The organism is Prosthecobacter sp., from assembly GCF_044232965.1.
Classification (GTDB): Bacteria; Verrucomicrobiota; Verrucomicrobiia; order Verrucomicrobiales; family Verrucomicrobiaceae; genus Prosthecobacter.
This window is the reverse complement of record NZ_JBIIKX010000099.1, coordinates 1-18,417: the sequence shown is the minus strand read 5'-3', so window position 1 is coordinate 18,417 and position 18,417 is coordinate 1. Positions and strand designations below refer to the sequence as shown.

11 protein-coding genes are annotated in these 18,417 nt (G+C 60.8%); 6 read left to right on the top strand and 5 right to left on the bottom strand.

From position 1 onward, the window contains the following. A partial coding sequence (locus tag ACILSI_RS24660) for a PVC-type heme-binding CxxCH protein (RefSeq protein ID WP_395724588.1) occupies nt 1–3,519 on the top strand: 3,519 nt, incomplete at its 5' end. Nucleotides 3,520–3,583: 64 nt separating this feature from the next. Beyond that, on the top strand, nt 3,584–4,312 hold the full coding sequence (locus tag ACILSI_RS24655; RefSeq protein WP_395724587.1) for a hypothetical protein: 729 nt from the start codon (nt 3,584–3,586) through the stop codon (nt 4,310–4,312). Here the strand turns inward: ACILSI_RS24655 and ACILSI_RS24650 are convergent. Beyond that, a complete protein-coding gene (locus tag ACILSI_RS24650; RefSeq protein WP_395724586.1) occupies nt 4,260–6,983 on the bottom strand; it encodes a cation-translocating P-type ATPase in 2,724 nt (907 codons plus the stop codon). The two genes, ACILSI_RS24655 and ACILSI_RS24650, sit on opposite strands and share 53 nt — an antisense overlap. Nucleotides 6,984–7,099: 116 nt before the next feature. Here ACILSI_RS24650 and ACILSI_RS24645 point away from each other — a divergent pair, with 116 nt between their 5' ends. From ACILSI_RS24645 to ACILSI_RS24630, 4 genes are read left to right on the top strand one after another with little or no spacing between them, the layout of a single operon-like run. Further along, complete coding sequence (locus tag ACILSI_RS24645; protein WP_395724585.1) at nt 7,100–8,500, top strand: hypothetical protein; 1,401 nt, start codon at nt 7,100–7,102, stop codon at nt 8,498–8,500. Continuing rightward, entirely contained in the window at nt 8,497–9,339 is an 843-nt protein-coding gene (locus ACILSI_RS24640; RefSeq protein WP_395724584.1) for a sugar phosphate isomerase/epimerase family protein, read from the top strand. The genes ACILSI_RS24645 and ACILSI_RS24640 overlap by 4 nt, the downstream gene beginning before the upstream one ends. A 45-nt stretch (nt 9,340–9,384) precedes the next feature. Beyond that, complete coding sequence (locus ACILSI_RS24635) at nt 9,385–12,042, top strand: cation-translocating P-type ATPase (RefSeq protein WP_395724583.1); 2,658 nt, start codon at nt 9,385–9,387, stop codon at nt 12,040–12,042. Further along, nucleotides 12,039–12,911, top strand: a complete 873-nt coding sequence (locus ACILSI_RS24630) for a helix-hairpin-helix domain-containing protein (RefSeq protein ID WP_395724582.1) — start codon at nt 12,039–12,041, stop codon at nt 12,909–12,911. Before ACILSI_RS24635 ends, ACILSI_RS24630 begins: the two co-directional genes overlap by 4 nt. Here ACILSI_RS24630 and ACILSI_RS24625 read toward each other — a convergent pair. The 4 genes from ACILSI_RS24625 to ACILSI_RS24610 are packed head-to-tail and all read right to left on the bottom strand — an operon-like array spanning nt 12,869 to nt 18,292. Beyond that, on the bottom strand, nt 12,869–14,446 hold the full coding sequence (locus tag ACILSI_RS24625) for an AAA family ATPase (RefSeq protein ID WP_395724581.1): 1,578 nt from the start codon (nt 14,444–14,446) through the stop codon (nt 12,869–12,871). The two genes, ACILSI_RS24630 and ACILSI_RS24625, sit on opposite strands and share 43 nt — an antisense overlap. 13 nt (nt 14,447–14,459) lie before the next feature. After that, nucleotides 14,460–15,443 (bottom strand): zinc-dependent alcohol dehydrogenase family protein, encoded by a 984-nt coding sequence (locus ACILSI_RS24620; RefSeq protein ID WP_395724580.1) that lies wholly within the window; start codon nt 15,441–15,443, stop codon nt 14,460–14,462. Nucleotides 15,444–15,446: 3 nt separating this feature from the next. Further along, the gene (lon, locus tag ACILSI_RS24615) at nt 15,447–17,873 is read right to left on the bottom strand and encodes an endopeptidase La (RefSeq protein WP_395724579.1); all 2,427 of its coding nucleotides are present in this window, start codon (nt 17,871–17,873) and stop codon (nt 15,447–15,449) included. Beyond that, nucleotides 17,870–18,292 carry an Hsp20/alpha crystallin family protein gene (locus ACILSI_RS24610; RefSeq protein ID WP_395724578.1) on the bottom strand — a complete coding sequence of 141 codons (423 nt, stop codon included), beginning with the start codon at nt 18,290–18,292 and terminating at the stop codon, nt 17,870–17,872. Before ACILSI_RS24610 ends, lon begins: the two co-directional genes overlap by 4 nt. Nucleotides 18,293–18,417 lie beyond the last annotated feature (125 nt).

The window sequence follows — 18,417 nt, the reverse complement described above, 5'->3', positions numbered from 1 at the left end:
CTGCAAAAGCTCGCGAACCCGAGCCTGCCGAAGGTCGAGGACACGAACACCAATTTGCAAAACTACACCGCCGCCATGCTCGACGTGGCGAAGGCCAAAGGCGTCGCCATGGTCGATCTGTATCAGCCCACGGCAAAAGGTTTGCCGGAAGGCAGCACGCTCGACGGCCTCTATGTGACCACCACGGGCGACAAAGCCATTGCCGAGGCGGCATTCAAAGCCCTGACGGGCAAAGACGCGCCGCAGGTGAATGAAAAGCTCCGCCAAGCCATCGTGGCGAAGAACTGGGAGTGGCATCAGCGCTACCGCACGGTGGACGGCTACAATGTTTACGGCGGTCGCAGCGGTCTTGCCTACACGGCTGGCGTCGGTGGCTTCAAGCAGAATGAGCGCAATCCCGAGAAGCCCTACATCTCCAATTATCAAACCATGATGCAGGAGATGGCGCAGCGCGATGTGAAGACCGCGAACCGCGACCAACGTGTGCATGCCATCGCCAAAGGCGGCGATATCGAGGCGAAGGACGACAACCTCCCGCCCGTCGAGCCTGTGCCGACGAACATGCCGAATCCGAAGGAGGGCAAAGAGTTCAACAAGGTGCCGATGACCGGCATGACATTCACGCCGGAGGGCTTGGTCGCGTTTCCCGATGCGAAGGAGTACCTGAAGCACATCCAGCCGGAAAAAGGCCTCAAACTCACACTCTTCGCCGATGAGAAGATGTTTCCCGAGTTGGTGAATCCCGTGCAGATGGCCTGGGACACGAGAGGCCGCCTGTGGGTGGCCGCCTGGCTGAACTACCCCGAGCGCACGCCGACGAGCAAGAAGGGCGACAGCTTGCTCATCTTTGAGGACACGAACGGCGACGGCACGGCGGACAAGATGACCGAGTTCGTCGATGACCTGAACTGCCCCACCGGCTTCAACTTCTACAAAGACGGCGTCATCGTCATGCAGTCGCCCAACCTCGTTTATATCGAGGATACTGATGGCGACGGCAAAGGTGACAAACGCACCATCCTGCTCATGGGCCTGTGCGCCGCCGATTCGCACCATGAAACCAACGCGCTGAGCTACGACTGCGGCGGTGCATTGTATCCGAGCGACGGCGTCTTCCACCGCACTCAAGTCGAGACGCTCTACGGCCCCGTGCGCAACACCAACGGCTGCATCTACCGCTTTGACCTCAACCGCCGCAGCCTGGAGCGCTTCACCACCGACGCCACGGTGAATCCGCATGGCAAAATCTGGGATCGCTGGGGCAATGCTTACTTCACCGATGCCACCGGCAACGTGAACACCTTTGCGGAAGCCTCCTCGTGCTACCTGCCACGCGAAGGCGGCGGCAGCGCGAAACTGAAGGAGTTCTGGAAGCGTCCGGCGCGTCCCAGCCCTGGGAATAACATCATCTCCAGCCGCCATTTCCCCGAGGACTGGCAGAACAACTTCCTCAACACCAACGTCATCAGCTACCAGGGCATCTGGCGCGTGCCGCTCGAGCAGGATGGCGCGGGCATGAAGGGCGAGATCAGCAACGAACTCGTCAAAGCCGATCCCGCCGTGTATCCGACCTTCCGCCCCAGCGCTGTCAGCGTCGGCCCCGATGGCGCGTTGTATTTCTGCGATTGGGCCAATGCCATCATCGGCCACATGCAGCACCACCTGCGCGATCCGAATCGCGACCACGGCCACGGCCGCATCTACAAGCTCACCTATGAAGGCCGCGAGCTGCTGAAGCCCGCCAAAATCCACGGCGAAAACATCGAGACACTTCTCGAAAACCTCAAAACCTGGGAAGACAACGTGCGCATGCGCTCGAAGATCGAACTCGCGAAGCATGATCCCGCCAAAGTGGCCGCCGCTGCCAAAGCGTGGGCCGCGAAGCTCGACAAGAGCGACAAGGAATTTGAGCATCACCGTCTTGAGGCGCTGTGGACGCACCAGTGGGTCGATGTCGTCGATGTGGATATCTTGAAGCAAGTTCTCGCCTCATCCGAGCCTCGCGCTCGTGCCGCCGCGACGCGTGTGCTTTGCTACTGGAAGGATCGCGTGCCCGGAGCGCTCGATTTGCTCAAAGTCGCCGTCAACGACGCCGACATGCGCGTCCGCATGCACGCCGTTCGTGCCCTCAGCTTCTACCAGCCGACGCCTGAAGCGGAGAAAGCTCTCGAAATCGCCTACGACGTGCTGAAGCAGCCCACGGACGACTATATCGACCACGTCTTCAGCGAATGCCGCAAAGGCCTGCAATCCGTGGTGAAGTCCAAAGTGCTGCCGAAGGACCCCGTCGCGCTCGCTGAGTTCATTGCCAAGACCACCGACGCTGATCTCAAAGGCCTGCCTGATGTCGAGTCCGTGCTCGTCGAGAAGCTCACACGCCCGAAACTCACCGCCGATGTCCGCGTGAAGGCGCTGGAGGAAATGGTGAAGCTCAGCGGCAGCGAGCGCCCGCTCGTCATTCACAACATGCTCAAGCTCATCGACGCCCGCGAAGGCGCTGGCAGCACCGCCGAGGAACTGGCAAAGCTCGTTTACACCGACAATCCCGGCGTCGTCACTCGTTACGCCCTCCAGCTCAAAGCCCTCGCCAAGGATGCCAAGACTGCGCCCGTGAAGCGCGCCGCCTTCGCCATGCTCGTCTTCGCCGCCCGCAGCCCCGACGCCATCTGGGCTGAAAACGTCAGCGACGGCGGCCAGCTCAACTACCTCGTCGAATCCATCGCCCTCATTCCTGCGAACGAGGCCGCGCTGCGTGCCAAATTCCAGCCGCACCTCACCGCGCTGCTCAACGATGGCAAAATCAACGGTGGCCGTCTCCGCGCCGTGCTCACCGCATTGCCTTTGACGGGCGCTGACAACGCCGCCGCGAACTTCAAACTCGCCGCCCAGCACCTCATCGACGGCAAGGAGCGCAACACCGCCGCCAAGGCCTTGATGAAATTCCCCAAGACCCATTGGGACGCCACGCTCGCCAAACCCATCACCGACTCCGTCCTCGCCTACGGCAAGACCGTCAAACCGCAGGACCGCAGCAATCCTGATTACGTTGAAGTCATCGCCGCCGCCAAAGAAATGGCCGCGTTGCAAGGCGACGCCGGCAAAGCCAGCCTCGCCGAGCTGAAAACCATCAGCGTTGATGTCTTCATCGTTCACACCGTTCACGAGCAGCTCCGCTTCGACACCACGCGCATCGAGGTGCAGGCGGGGAAGAACTTCGAGATCATCTTCGAAAACGACGATGTCATGCCGCACAACCTCGTCATTGTCCCGCCCGGCAAGCACATGGACATCGGCACAGCCGCCATGACCATGACGCCCGACAAACTAGACAAACAAGGCCGCGCCTTCCTTCCCACCACTTTCGAAAAAGAAATCCTCGCCGCCACCAAGCTCCTCGAACCCGGCCAGAAGGAAACCATCAAGCTGAAGGCTCCGTCACAGCCCGGCGAATACGAATTCGTCTGCACCTTCCCCGGCCACGCCGTGCTGATGTGGGGAACGTTGAGTGTGGGCAGGTGAGGAGGCAAGGTCACTAAATGGAGCATTCGAAGTCGCGGCAGCGTTGATAAGCGCTCTGAGTCATGTGCAACAAGAGGGCAATTGCACGCCACTTTGGCCCAATACATTCGATGATCACCAGTTGACCTCTGCTCACCGACTGAAGCAGAATCAGCTCATGTTCGATGAACTCGCCATCCTCAACGGTTCACGTCTGATGCTGTTGGCAGGCATCAGCTACACGCTGTGGTCGCTGCATGGGATTTTCTGGCGCGGGTGGAGCGTGGGGGAGGTGTTTTTCTGGATGTGGTGGGAACTGCTGCTCAGCGGCGTCTCGACGACGATCCTGGTGCATCGCTGGCTGCGCCTGACGAAGCAACCGGCCAGACCGGGGGATGGTGCGGGGGGGACAGCCGTGGCGCTACTGATCATGCTCTTCTTTGCCACGTTGTTCACCCTGCTGGCGTTGGGCGCGGAGGGCGTCTCGATCGTCAAAGGCACGTTGGGTGGCTTTATTGGCGCTCGTGAGCTCAACATGGCCCTCATCGCGTTTTTGTTTCTCCTGGTGCATCTGATGACGGCTCACGGCTGGCGATTTCCAAGCATCACCAGGGAGCAATTGTCTGCCCCGCTGATGAACCGCCTCTGGCCGGTGCTGGGGCTCTATCTCGTTCTGATCTGCGACCACCACTGGCACGGACGCCACGAACTCGACACCAGTCACGCGCACCAACTGCTCATGGGCGGCAGCTTGCTGGGTCTCAAGCTACTGCTGGAGGTGCGCCAATGGCTGAAGGTCCGGGTTCAGGCCTGACCTGCCTGCGGGCGAACCACTTCCGAATCTCCTCCACCCACAGCACGCTGCTGCCGATGAGGCCGAGGAGGAGGAAGTCACCCAAGGGAATCGGAACGGTGTGGAAGACGTGGTTGAGCGTGTCGGTGTAGATGACGAGCAGATGGAGCAGATTGCCGAGCACGAGGCCGCCGACGAGCCAGACGTTTTTGAACACGTCGAGGTTGAGCGATGATTTGAGGGCGCTGCGGCAGTTCAGAACGTTGAACCACTGGCTGATGGCGACGAGCGTGAAGGTTTCCGTCTGCACGAGTTCAAACGGTGCGCCGCTGTTCAGGCGCCAGACAAAGAAGCCGAAGATGGCAGCCACGCTGGTCGTGGCCATGAGCAGCATGCGCTGCCACATGGGGCGGGTGATGAGCGGTTCGCCCATCGGTGTGGGTTGACGGCGCATTTCATCGCCCTCCAGGCCTTCCATGATGAGGTTCACGGTCACGGTTCCTTCCGTGACAATGTTGATCCACAGGATCTGCACAGCAGCCAGGGGCAGGGGATAACCGACCAGCAAAGCAAGCAGCAGCACGACGACTTCATCAATGGAGGTGGTGAAGAGGAAGAGCACCACCTTCTTGAGGTTCTGGTACACGAGGCGGCCTTCCTCGACGGCTTTGACGATGGTGGCGAAGTTGTCATCGGTGATGACGATCTTAGCCGCGCCCTTCGCCACTTCAGTTCCGGTGATGCCCATCGCCACGCCGACATCGGCGGTTGCAAGCGCGGGGGCGTCGTTCACGCCGTCGCCGGTCATGGCCACGACCTGTTTCTGCGACTGGAAGGCTTCCACGATGCGCAGCTTCTGTGCTGGATGCACACGGGCGAAGACGGAGATGCGATTCAAGTTGGCACGCAATTCAGGTTCGGGCATCGCTTCGAGTTCGTTGCCGTCCAAGGCGATGTCGCCGGGCCGCGCGATGCCCAAGGCAGTCGCGATGGCGAGTCCGGTGGCCTTGTGATCGCCCGTGACCATCACGGGACGGATGCCAGCAACGAGGCATTCCTCGACTGCGGCCTTTACCTCATCACGCGGCGGGTCCATCTGCCCGAGCAGGCCCAGGAAACGCAAACGGCCGCGATAGGGCTCGAAACCGGCTGCTTCATCGAGCACAGCGTCATTCACCTCGGCCACGGCGAGCACGCGCAAAGCCTGCGCGGCGAGATCGGTGGCGGTTTGATGCGTTTTGGCCAGATCGAGCGTCGAGGGATCGCAAAGGTCGAGTAGCATCTCGGGGGCACCTTTGAAAACGATGCGCCCGCTCGCCCCGTGCCCGTTTTGCGTCGCCATCATTTTCGTGGTGGCATCAAAGGGGATCTCCGCGCGGCGTGGAGAGTGGTGACGCAGCTTCTCCGGCTCCACGCAGCCTTTGAGCGCGACGGTGAGTAGGGCGGATTCCGTGGGATCGCCCAAAGCACGCCAGCGGGTGTCTTCGGCATCCGGCGGCACGAGCTGCGCGTCGTTGCAGAGCACCACGGCCTCCAGCAGCGATTTCACGGCGGCATCGTCTGTTCCGGTGAGTTCCTTGCCATCGACACTGAGCCTGCCTTCTGGCGAATAGCCTGCACCGGTGACCTTGACGCTGCGGCCATCGGGCAGGATGAGCGTGGTCACGGTCATTTCGTTCTTCGTCAGCGTGCCGGTTTTGTCGCTGCAAATGATGCTCGTCGATCCCAGCGTCTCCACCGCCGCGAGGCGGCGCACGATGGCACCGCGCCGGGCCATACGCTGCATGCCGACCGCGAGCGCGATGGTCATCGCCACCGGCAGACCTTCAGGCACCATCGAGACCATCTGGCTGATCGCCACCATGAAGATTTCGCCGAAGGGAATGCCGCGCATCAACCCAAAGGCGAGCACGAGCGCAAACAGCACGATGGAGGCCACGACCAGCAACTGGCCGAACTGGTGAAGCCGCAGTTCCAACGGTGTTTTGGGATCCGCCGCCGTGGCGGTGAGCTTTGCGATCTTGCCGACCTCGGTTTGCAACCCGGTGGCGACGATGACCGCGCGTCCACGCCCCGCCGTGAGATGCGTGCCGGAGTAGATCATGTTTTTGCGATCACCGAGGCCCGATTCTTCCGGCAATGCGTCCGTATGCTTCAAAACCGGCAGGGATTCACCCGTGAGCGCGGCTTCGGTGGCCTCCAGAGCCGCTGCTTCGAGCAGGCGGGCATCCGCGCTGACGGCATCTCCGGCGGCGAGCAAAACAATATCGCCCGGCACCACATCTCGTGCCTCGAGGATGGACTCGGTGCCGTCCCGCACCACGCGCACTTTGATAGACGACATCTTGCGCAGCGCCTCCATGGAATGCTCCGCCCGGCCTTCCTGCAAAGCGCCGATGACCGCATTTGCCAGCACCACGACGAGAATGACGACCGCATCGCTTGAATGCCCCATCACAAAAGCGATCACCGCCGCGACGAACAGGATGTAGATGAGCGGACTGGCGAACTGCGCCGCAAACACCTTCCCCATCGGTTTGTGAGCGGCCTCGGGCAGTTCATTCGGGCCGTGCTGCGTCAGGCGTGCTGCGGCCTCGGTGGCGGTCAAACCGGAGCGGGCGTCGGTTTGCAGGGTGCTCAGTGCGTTTTCGACAGTCCCAGCGTGCCAGTTGAGAGAGGTTTGCGCAGGCATGGAGTGATGATGGGACACATTCTATACGTCTGCCATGCAATGTTTGTGCCGCTCTTGTTCGTGACGCAGTTTTTCGTTTGTTCTCGCAGGACTGTCGTTAGGATGTGAATGAGTGCATGAGTGCCCTGTACACAGATGGTGCGGTTAGGCAGCGTCTCATCGAGTTTCTCGGTGGCGACTCGCTTGACCACGCCACAGCAGTGTATCTGACGCATTCGGACGGATTCCCCTTTGACCGCAGGGAACTGCGCCCGCCTGCGGAACTTGACTGGTTTCTGGAGCGTGACTTGGACATTGCCCGGTCTCTGGCGGACTCCCAGTCCTGCCTGCTGCATCTGGACGTCGAGTATGTGAATTTTGACTCACCTGCCGAAGCGTTTGTGGACCCGTGGCGCTGTTTTGAGCTGCAGGAGCCGGTGGTGCGGGTGATCGAGTCGCTGCTGCTGGAGTGGGGCATCCGCCCGCTGCACCTGATCACCGGGCAGGGACATCACTTTGTGTGGCGTGTCAGCCGTTCGAGCGAGACGGTGGCACGCCTCCGCGCCCTTTCTCCAGCGCCGGAGTTGACGCGCCGGTGCATGGAGCGTCTGCCATCCATCCTCCTCGGGCGCATCAAGGCGGCGGATCAGGATCTTTTCGCGTCGGTGGCACTGCTGATCGAGTTTGTGGCGCACTGCATCAAGGAAAAGGCCGCCTCGCAGTGCGCCCTGCCGGTGGAGATCACCGCCGTGCATGTGGGGCCATGCGTGACGGAGCAGCGCGAGATGATCTCCATCGACATCTCAGAGTACGGCGACCCGCTGCACACTCGGATGGTTCGGATGCCGTTCACGAATTACCGCAAACCTTGGGCGACCGGGCTGGTTCGTTATCTTCAGCTTGAGGAGGAAATTCCCGTCATGGCTTCCGTTCCTCTGCACGAAATGGACTTCCGGCAGGCCCTCAAAGTCCGGCAGATGGATGAGGATGTGCTGGATCTGGCGCGGCGCGCGTGTGTGCGCATCCCGTTGCAGGAAGCGGGCACTGAACGCCTGTTGGACCACTATCTGGCCTCAAGGTTGCGGCGGTTTCATGAGTTTTATTATTCGACGCGACATGATCCGCAGGAGATCTGGCCGGAGACCTATGACCGCACACCTCTGGCCGCGCTGCCGTTCTGTGCCCGGCATCTGCTGGAATCACCCAACGATCTGCTGCTGAAGCCGGCTGGCATGCAGTTGGTGACGCGCTGCATGCTCGCGCAGGGCTGGCATCCACGCCACATCGCCGGCCTGATCCGCTCGAAGTTCGAAAACCCGGTGCATGGCTGGGGCGTCCGCTGGGATGACTACGAGGCCGGCACCCGCGCTGATTTTTACACACGTCTGTTCGCCGGCCTGCACTTCACAGGGCTGGACCATCTGGTGGATTTCAACTGCACCTCCACTCAGGAGAAAGGCTTCTGCTTCCCACTGGCGGTACAGTCATGCGAGCTGCAGTCCGCACGCCAAAAGCTCCTTTCCAATCTACCATCATGAACACCTGGCCAATCGCGCTCTCCACCGGCTGCTTTTACCAGCGCAGCATCTTCGACATCCTTGAATCCGTTCGCGATGCAGGTTTTCGCGAGATCGAGGTCTGTTCGTCTCCCAGGCATCTCGACTATCACAATGTCGATGATGTCCGCCGCGCTGGTGAGCGAATGCGGGAGCTGGGACTGCATCCGGTCTCCTTTCACGCCCCGTTTGCCCAGCGGATCGACATCACCTCACTGATGGAGAGCGAGCGTGAGACAGCCATCCATGAACTCATCCGCGCCTGCGAGGCTGCTGCCATCCTCGGCTGCGAGTATGTCGTGCTGCACCCGGGACCTGAGCGAGAAGGCCGCCCACCAGAGGCGGAGTTCCTCCAGCACATGCACCATGCCTCCAACTCGCTGAATCGTGTCGCCACCCGCTGCTGCGAGCTGGGCATACACCTCCTGCTGGAGAACATGCTGGCGCATCTTTTGTTCGGCCATGTGCGGGACATGATGTATCTGCTCGGTGAGATCAGTACCTGCAATGTCGGCACCTGCCTGGACACGGGCCATGCGCATCTGGCACGCGAGATGGGCATCGTGATCCAAAAACTGTCCGGGCATCTGAAACTGGTTCACATCAATGACAACCGTGGCGACTGGGACGCCCATCTGGCCCCCGGTGAAGGCACCATCGACTGGCCCTGGGTCGTCAACGAACTACGTCGCAATGACTACCACGGCCCCTTGGTGCTGGAGCTTCATGGCGGCGGTAATGAAGCCGTGGAAGCAGTGCTGGCTCGTGCGGTGCGTGCGCGAGAGTTTCTGGCCAAGGTGTGCCTGGAACACCCGTTTTGAGTTAAGCCCGCTCGTGCTATCAGTAAACTCTGCGAGGACTCGCGCATGAAGATTCACCACCTCACGGTCGATGACGCCTACCACAGCCTCCAGAGCGGGCCGAGCGGCCTGACTGCCGAGGTGGCGGCGCAACGGTTGGTCGAATATGGAACCAACGAAGTGGCGGCCGCACCCGGCGAGCCCCTGTGGCTGCGGCTCATCAAGGGATTCACTCATTTTTTTGCCATCATCCTCTGGGCGGCGGCGGCGCTGGTGTTTGTGTCCGAGGTGCAGCAGCCGGGGCAAGGCATGGAGACACTCGGCTGGGCGATCGTCGGCGTGATCTTCATCAATGGCATTTTTTCCTTCTGGCAGGAGTATCGGGCGGAGCACGCTCTACAGGCCTTGCTCAAGATGCTGCCGCATCAGGTCAAAGTCATGCGCGACGGCATCGCCACGCTGGTGCCCGCACGCGACCTGGTGCCGGGCGATGTGATCGCACTGCAAGAGGGCGACAGCATCCCGGCGGATGCACGCGTGGTGGAGTCACACGGGCTGCGCATCAACAATGCCACCGTCACCGGCGAGTCCCTGCCTCAGAGCCGGACGGCTGATTCGCACATGGAAGAGAACTTTATCGACAGCCGAAACGTGCTGCTGGCAGGGACCCAGGTGGTGTCGGGGAATGCACAGGCGCTCGTCTTCGCCACCGGCGCACACTCAGCCTTTGGCGAGATTGCCAGACAGACTCAGGCTGTGCGAGAGCGACTCTCGCCCTTGCAGATCGAGATTGTGCGGCTCAGCCGTCTCGTCGCCGTTCTCGCCCTCTCTTTCGGCGGTGTTTTCTATCTGATCGGCCGCAGCACAGGCCTGTCCCACTTTGATAACCTGATGTTCGCCATCGGCATCATCGCCGCAAATGTGCCGGAGGGACTGCTGCCAACAGTGACACTCGCCTTGGCCATGGGATCGCAGCGGATGGCCCGCCGAAACGCGATCATCCGTCACCTGCCAGCAGTGGAAACGCTGGGCTCAGCATCCGTGATCTGCACCGACAAGACGGGCACGCTGACACTCAATCAGATGACGGCTCGGCAGCTTTTCATCGGCAATGAAATGATTCATCCTCAGGATCGCGAAGCCTTGCAGAGAGCGGCAGTCCGGCATCCTCTGCTATTCGACGTGGCGCTGCATTGCCATGACCTGAAGGCAACAACCGTCGATGGCCATCCAGTCATCAGTGGCGATCCCATGGAAGTCGCGCTCGTCGATCTGGCACGCTTGGTGCACCCCGGATGCCGCTGGCAAACCAAGCTCGGTGAGGTGCCGTTTGATACACAACGCAAGCGCATGTCCACCGTGCAGCGCTGTGGCGATGGCTTGAAGCTGCTGCTCAAAGGCGCGCCGGAAGTGGTGCCCACACTCTGTGCCATGAGCGCTGATGAACGCACGCGACTCACCCAGATTCACACTGGAATGGCCGCAAAAGGTCTGCGCATTCTGGCGCTGGCATCGAAGTCTGTGGTGAATCCAGAAATCACCGAGATGGACGAAAACGAGTTGGAGTTTCACGGCTTCATCGGCCTCGAAGACCCACCGCGTCCGGAAGTGCCCGCTGCGATGCGCGCTTGCAAGCAGGCGGGCATCAAAGTCATCATGATCACTGGCGACCATCCTCTCACCGCGCTCGGCATCGCGCGCGAAGTCGGGATGGTTGAAGGCATGAGCCCCAGGGTGATCAATGGAGACGAACTGCGACATCTCACCAACACCCAGCTCCAGCTTGCACTAGATGCGCCCGAGATCTTGTTTGCGCGCGTCACCGCCGACCAGAAGACACGCATCGTGGCCGCCCTGAAGCGCAAACGGCACATCGTCGCTGTGACTGGCGATGGCGTGAACGACGCCCCTGCTCTGAAGAAGGCTGACATCGGAATCGCCATGGGCCGCAACGGCACCGATGTGGCGCGTGCGGCGGCGGACATTGTGCTGCTCGACGACAACTTCGCCAGCATCGTCGCCGCCATTGAAGAAGGACGAGCGGTCTTTGCCAACATCCGCAAGTTCCTCACTTACATCCTCACCTCGAACATTCCCGAACTGGTGCCCTACGTCTGCTTTGTGCTGTTCAAGATCCCGCTGCCGCTCACCATCATTCAGATACTCGCCGTCGATCTCGGTACTGACATGCTGCCAGCGCTCGCGCTTGGAGCGGAACCGCCAAGACCGGACACGATGCAACAGCCGCTGCGCCCACGACACGAGCGTTTGCTGGACTGGAAGCTCATGCTGCGCGCCTATCTCTGGCTCGGCGTCATGCAGGCCGCCGGTGCGATGACCGCCTTCTTCTTCGTGCTCAAGAGCGGCGGCTGGAGCTACGGACAAATGCTTGCGATCAAAGATCCACTTTACTTGCAAGCGAGCACCGCCTGCCTCACCACCATCGTCGTCATGCAGGTGGCGAACATCTTCCTCTGCCGCCATCCCAGCGAGTCCGCACTGCGCAGCCGCTTCCTGTACAATCCCGTCATCTTCGTCGGCATCGCCACCGAGTTGATTCTCATCCTGCTGATCGACTACACTTCATTGGGCAATGCCTTGTTCGGCACCGCGCCGATTCCAAGCTCCGTCTGGCTGCTGGCCTTGGGTCTTGCGGCGGGCATGTTCATCATGGAAGAACTGCGCAAAGTGGTGCAGAGACATATCAAAAGAGCCGCCGCATGACGCAGAATCAACAGATCGCCGGCAGTCTTGAAGAAGTGTCACGCATCCTCGCCGAGCAGGGGGCGAATCGCTTTCGTGTGCAGGCCTATGTTCATGCCGCCGATGCTCTGCGCCTGCTGGCAGAACCGGTCGCGGAGGTGCTGACACGCGAGGGACTGGAGGGCTTGGAAAAGATCCCCGGCGTTGGCGACACCATCGCCCATGTGATTCGCGATATCGTGCTGCATGGGCACTCCGGCATGTTGGAGCGTCTGCGTGGCGAGAGCGATCCCATCGCCCTACTTGCTTCCGTGCCTGGCATTGGCAAAAACACCGCCTGGAAACTGCTTGAGGAACTGGGCATCGAGACCTTGCAGGAGCTGGAGGCCGCAGCGCATGACGGCCGCCTGGAAAAACTCGCGGGCATCGGCCAGAAGAGGCTCGCAGGCATTCGAGACACGCTTGCGCAACGTTTGGGCCGTCTGCCGAAGCCACGCCCATCGAACCCGGTCTCCAACGAGCCCTCCATCGCGGAGGTGCTGGATGTGGACCGCCAATACCGTGCAGATGCAAGAGCGGGAAAGATCAAACTCATCGCACCCAGGCGCTTCAATCCCGCCGGCGAAGCCTGGCTGCCCGTCCTGCACACCACACGTGGTCCACGGCACTACACCGCGCTCTTTTCCAACACCGCCCGCGCCCATGAACTCGGCAAGACCAACGACTGGGTCGTCTTGTTCTACGACGGCGACGGCACTGAGCGTCAATGCACCGTCATCACCTCCACTTTCGGCCCGCTGCAAGGCCGCCGCATTGTCCGTGGTCGTGAGGCGGAGTGTGCGGATTACTACCGCACCACCAGTTCTCTCAGTAGTGCAGCGAAAACCTGATCGATCTTTCCGTCCGTCAGAATGCAGATCTGCTCGCTCGGCAGCAATTCAAGAGGCGGTTCATAGTCGGCGCTCAGGCGCTTGTAGTCTTCGAGACGTGCATCGGAGACGACCGCCTCATCTTGATCACGCTCCTTGAGGCGTTCACACACCACCGACTCGCTGGCATGGGCTTCGATCCATCGAATGTCGCAGCCTTCCGAAGCCACGAGATTCTTGAGCGCAATGCGATGGGCGAGTTTGGAGAAGGTGGCGTCGAGGATGACGCTGTGGCCTTTGCGCAGGAACGTGAGGGACTGCTCAAAAAGTAGGTCATAGGTTTTCTGGGTCATCTCGGGTGCATACAGAGCTGCACGCTCGGCTGTGCTGCCACGGTGATTCAAAGGTGTGCCCGCCAGTGTCTTGCGAAACCGATCCGAAGAGAGAATAGCCCAACCCGTTTCCTGGCTGAGCGTTTCGGCGAGCGCCGACTTGCCAGAGGCCACCTTGCCCATGAAGACAAAGACGCGCGGCCTGGACCCGGCGACGGCGTATTGCACCGCGAGCTGGAAGTAGCGGCGGGCGAGTTGCAGGCTCGACTGCTTCTCGGCTTCAGCCACGGTCTCTGCATTGGCGTGCAGGCTTTCCACCTTGCCGCGCACACAGGCACGGTAGCATTTGTAGAAGTCCATCAGTGACTTCATGCCACTGTCGTGCAGCAGCTGGGCGAAGCGTTCGACGATGTGCCGCGCCAGATCCGGGCGGTCATTGAAGTCGAGGTCCATGGCGAGAAACGCGATGTCACAGGCCACGTCAATGCAGCGGAAGTCGGTGTTGAACTCGATGCAGTCGTAGATGTGCACGGCCTCCGGCGAGAGGTGGATATGATCGAGATGCAAGTCGCCGTGGCAGTCGCGAATCCAGCCGTCGTGAAGGCGTGATTCGAGCAGGGTGCTCTGCCGTCTGAAGCACTCACGAGTGTAGAGTGTGATGGCGTCGAGCGCGTGCTGCGAGAGGCTCTGCCCGACGAACTGCCTGGTGGTCTTGAAATTGTCCTCGGTGCCCTGTCGCAGATGCTCGTTGGCAGTCGTCACGGCGCTCTGCGGCAGGGGTGGTTGAGTGGCATAGAAGCGGTGAAGTTTATCCACGATGCGATCCATCTCCGGGATGCCCACGGCTTGAGTCTGCATGAGCTGTTTCAAGAAGTAACGTGGGTCCATCTCACGCATCTTCACGGCCCATTCGACGATCACACCATCGCTGCCGAAATGCAGACAGCCATCACTCTCACAGATGGGCTTGAGCCCGAGATAGATGTCCTCGGCGAGGCGGCGATTGAGCGCCAGTTCACGCTCGCAGTCGGCGTGGCGGAGTTCGAGCGTGGAGAAGTCGAGGAAGCCCAGGTTCACCGGCTTCTTGATCTTGTAAGCGTATGGCGGCGCGATGAAGACCCATGAGGCGTGCGTCTGCACCAGCGTGACCTGCGGCGGATGATGCGGATACGAATCAATGTCGGAGAGGAAGCTCAGCAGGCGTTGGGTGGCGGCGGAGATCATGATGGGATTGGGTTCATGGCATCAGCACGACCGCCCCGCTGAGACGGCCTGCTCGCAGCATGGCCAGCGCTTCGTTGGCGGCTTCCAGTGGGAAGCTTTGCGTTTCCACCTGCATTGGGATGCGTGCTGCGAGTGGCAGAAATACATCGCCATCGCGGCGGGTGAGGTTGGCCACGGAGCAGATGCTGCGTTCGTGCCAGAGATGGGTATACGGGAAGGAGGGAATATCGCTCATATGAATGCCGCCGCAGACCACGGTGCCACCTTTGGCCAAAGCACGGAGGGCGATAGGAACGAGTTCACCCACGGGCGCAAAGATGATGGCGGCATCGAGCTGCTGTGGAGGCGCTTCATCCGAGGCACCGGCCCACACGGCACCGAGCCGACGTGCAAAGTTCTGTGCGTCGTCATCGCCACGTCGTGTGAAGGCATAGACCTCACGGCCTTGATGCCGCGCGACTTGAATGACGATATGCGCCGCGGCTCCGAAGCCATACAACCCCAGACGATGCGCGTTGCCGGTCTTCATCAGCGAGCGATAGCCGATGAGACCGGCACAGAGCAGTGGGGCCATGGAAACGTCGCTCTCATGGCCGGACAGCGGGAAACAGTAGCGCGCATCCGCGACGCAGTATGCGGCATAGCCGCCATCGAGTGTGTAGCCGGTGAACTTGGCGTCATCGCAGAGGTTTTCGCGGCCGCTGCGGCAGTAGGCGCACACACCGCAGGTCCAGCCAAGCCAGGGGATACCGACACGTGCGCCGATCTTGAATCCCTCCACGCCATCACCCAGTGCCTTGATGATGCCGACGATCTCGTGACCGGGGGTCAGCGGCAGTTTGGGATGCGGCAGCTCACCATCCAGCACGTGCAAGTCTGTGCGGCAGACGGCACAGGCGGTGACTTTTACGAGCACTTGTCCAAAGCCCGGAGACGGCCTTTCCACCTCACGGCAGACTAAGGGGCTGCCGCATGATTCGAGGCGCATCGCTTTCATGGCTCATGTTTTTTGTGTGGCTGGCTCCAGCGCCGCCTGCAGCACCTCGTCCACGGTTTCCACCGGGATGATTTTCAAGCGCTGCTTCACCTCATCAGGCAGATCGGGCACATCCTTCTCGTTGAGTTTCGGGATAATGATGGTCTTGATGCCGGCCCGCAGAGCCGCTATGGATTTTTCCTTGAGGCCGCCGATGGGAAGCACCAGGCCGCGCAAGGTGACCTCGCCGGTCATGGCCACATCCTTGCTCACAGGCCGGTTGGAGAACAGCGAGACCAGCGCGGTGAACATGGCGATGCCTGCGGACGGTCCGTCCTTCGGCACGGCACCGGCGGGGACATGCACATGCACCTCGTTTTTGTCGAAGATCTTCGGATCGATGCCGAGCTGGGCAGCGCGGCTGCGCACGAGACTCAATGCGGCGCGGACGGACTCCTTCATCACATCACCGAGCTGGCCGGTGAGGGTGAAGCCGCCTTTGCCAGGAAAACGGATCGCCTCAATGTGCAGCACCTCGCCACCGGCGGTGGTGTAAGCCAGTCCGGTGACGACACCGGGCGCGCTGGTTTGCAGCTTGCTCTCGCGCACAAAATGGGCCGGGCCGAGAGCTTCGCGCACGATGGCAGGCGTGATCCTGGCCTCGGTGATTTCCTCTTTGGCGATGCTTGCGGCGATATGCCGTGTCACCGAGGCGATCTGGCGCTCCAGATTTCGCACGCCGGCCTCACGCGTGTAGTCTTCGATCACTCGCTCGATGGCTTCATCACTCCAGATGCATTGTGCCTCGGTGAGGCCGTGTTCGGAGAGTTGGCGTTTGACGAGGTAATTCTTCGCGATGTTGAGCTTCTCTCTTTCCGTGTAACCGGGCAGTTCAACGACCTCCATGCGATCGCGCAAGGGAGCTGGGATGGTGTCCAGCGTATTGCAGGTGGCGATGAAGATGATCTGCGAGAGATCGAACGGCACATCGATATAACGGTCCGTGAACTCCTGGTTCTGGCGTGGGTCGAGCACCTCCAGCAACGCGCTGGCGGGATCGCCACGGAAGTCGGCGCCGAGTTTGTCGATCTCATCGAGCATGAGCACGGGATTGCGGGTGCCGAGCCGCTTGAGCTCCTGAATCAGACGTCCTGGCATGGCACCGATGTAAGTTCGGCGATGGCCGCGAATCTCCGACTCGTCGCGCAAGCCACCAAGACTTATCCGGGCAAACTTGCGGCCCAAGGCTTCAGCAATGGACTGGCCGAGGCTCGTTTTGCCGACGCCCGGTGGCCCGAGGAAACAAAGGATCGGCCCGCGCCCGGCGGGGTTGAGTTTTCTCACTGCGAGGTATTCTACGAGGCGCTTCTTTACCTTCGCGAGGCCGTAATGATCGCGGTCGAGAATCTCCTGTGCCTTGTGCAGGTCCACCTTCTCGTCACTCAGCACATTCCACGGCAGCTCTGCGAGCGTTTCGAGGTAGTTGACGATGACCGAGTGATCCGGGCTTTGTGATGGGATGACCTGAAGCCGCTTCAACTCACGCGTCGCCTGAGCCCTGGCTTTCTCAGGCATCTCCGCCTTGTCGAGCCGCTGGCGGATGTCCTCCACCTGCTCCTCGCTGCTACTGTCTTCACCGAGTTCCTTTTGGATGGCTCGGAGCTGTTCGCGCAGGTAGGCGCGCTTCTGCGCATCGGAAAATTCGCTGCTGACATTTTCGCGCAGCTTGCTTTGAAGGTCGGCGATGTGGAGCTGGTTGTTGAGGTGTTCCTGAAGCGACTCCACCCGGCGCATGACCTGAGGTTCCTCCAGCAGTTTCTGCTTTGCCTCGGCTTCAATGCTCAGATTGGCGGTCAGGATGTCTGTCAGTGTGCTGGCATCCTCGATGGTCGAAAACACGGCTTTGACTTCTTCCGTCACATCCGGCCGCAGGTTGAGGAGCTTCTCGGCCGACTCACGGAGATTGCGCACGGTCGCCTCGGCCAGGTCATCCTCCTTGGCTGGCATCTGGCTTTGCAGTGTCTCCACCTCCGCCTTCATGTACGGCTCGGTCTGGACGACGCTCTTGATGCGCATGCGCTGTTCGCCATGAACCAGAATGACCACACCCTTGTCCTGGCGGATCATGCGGATCACGCGACCGATGACGCCGTGCTCGTGCAGTTGCTCCAGCGAGGGGCTTTCACTCTGTTTGTCCTTTTGCAAGACGAACCCAAGCAGCTTGCTTTGCGGCAGGCTCTCTTCAAGCAATTGCAGGCTGGAGGGCCGGCCGATGCTGAAGGGCATGATGGTGCCCGGAAAGAGCAACGTGTCACGCAGGGGCAGGATCGGCAGCACCTCGACGGCTCCCGGCACGAGAGTGACGGGCTGTCCGCTCGTGTCGGCGGATGAAGTGGCGCTCGCTGCCGCTGAGGCGGTCTCGGCGTCTTTCAAGGAGAGGATGTCCGTCATGATGCATCCTCCGGTGGAATGATCGGAAGTGTGATCCAGAGCCAGCCGTTGTCCTGTTTTGCAATCACGCGTTCGGTGTCCACCACCACCGGGAATTCGAGCACACGTTCGAAACGCCCATCTGTGATTTCCATGATCAGGATGCGGCAGCAGGAGGATGACTCGCAGCCATGATCAGGCGGTTGGCGCTCACCGCGCACCACGAGGCGCCGGGGTTCCACCTCCACCTGGATGTCCTGTTTAATGACTCCAGCGAGATCCACACAGACTTCAATGTGACTGGAGTAGGCATAGACATTCACGTCCGGCCGCCAACGAGCCTCAGGAGGGCGCAGGCTCGCGAAATGCAACCCGTGAAGCTGCGCAGCCAACTGATCCGTCATCGAGACGATGCGGGTGAATCGGATGTTTCGGGACATGGTGTGAAACCGTTAGCAGCCTGTTGAAAAAGAGGGGTTAAAAAGGCCAAAACTTGGGGGCCAGTCTTCTTCGCGGCCTGGGTGCTGTTGGTGGCCGATTCGCATGATGGAACCTTGTGGCGCTC

Bases quoted from the DNA above. Each gene is read 5' to 3' on its own strand.
- ACILSI_RS24650 (WP_395724586.1), bottom strand. From the start codon at position 6,983: ATGCCTGCGCAAACCTCTCTCAACTGGCACGCTGGGACTGTCGAAAAC.
- ACILSI_RS24645 (WP_395724585.1), top strand. From the start codon at position 7,100: ATGAGTGCCCTGTACACAGATGGTGCGGTTAGGCAGCGTCTCATCGAG.
- ACILSI_RS24640 (WP_395724584.1), top strand. From the start codon at position 8,497: ATGAACACCTGGCCAATCGCGCTCTCCACCGGCTGCTTTTACCAGCGC.
- ACILSI_RS24635 (WP_395724583.1), top strand. From the start codon at position 9,385: ATGAAGATTCACCACCTCACGGTCGATGACGCCTACCACAGCCTCCAG.
- ACILSI_RS24630 (WP_395724582.1), top strand. From the start codon at position 12,039: ATGACGCAGAATCAACAGATCGCCGGCAGTCTTGAAGAAGTGTCACGC.
- ACILSI_RS24625 (WP_395724581.1), bottom strand. From the start codon at position 14,446: ATGATCTCCGCCGCCACCCAACGCCTGCTGAGCTTCCTCTCCGACATT.
- ACILSI_RS24620 (WP_395724580.1), bottom strand. From the start codon at position 15,443: ATGAAAGCGATGCGCCTCGAATCATGCGGCAGCCCCTTAGTCTGCCGT.
- lon (WP_395724579.1), bottom strand. From the start codon at position 17,873: ATGACGGACATCCTCTCCTTGAAAGACGCCGAGACCGCCTCAGCGGCA.
- ACILSI_RS24610 (WP_395724578.1), bottom strand. From the start codon at position 18,292: ATGTCCCGAAACATCCGATTCACCCGCATCGTCTCGATGACGGATCAG.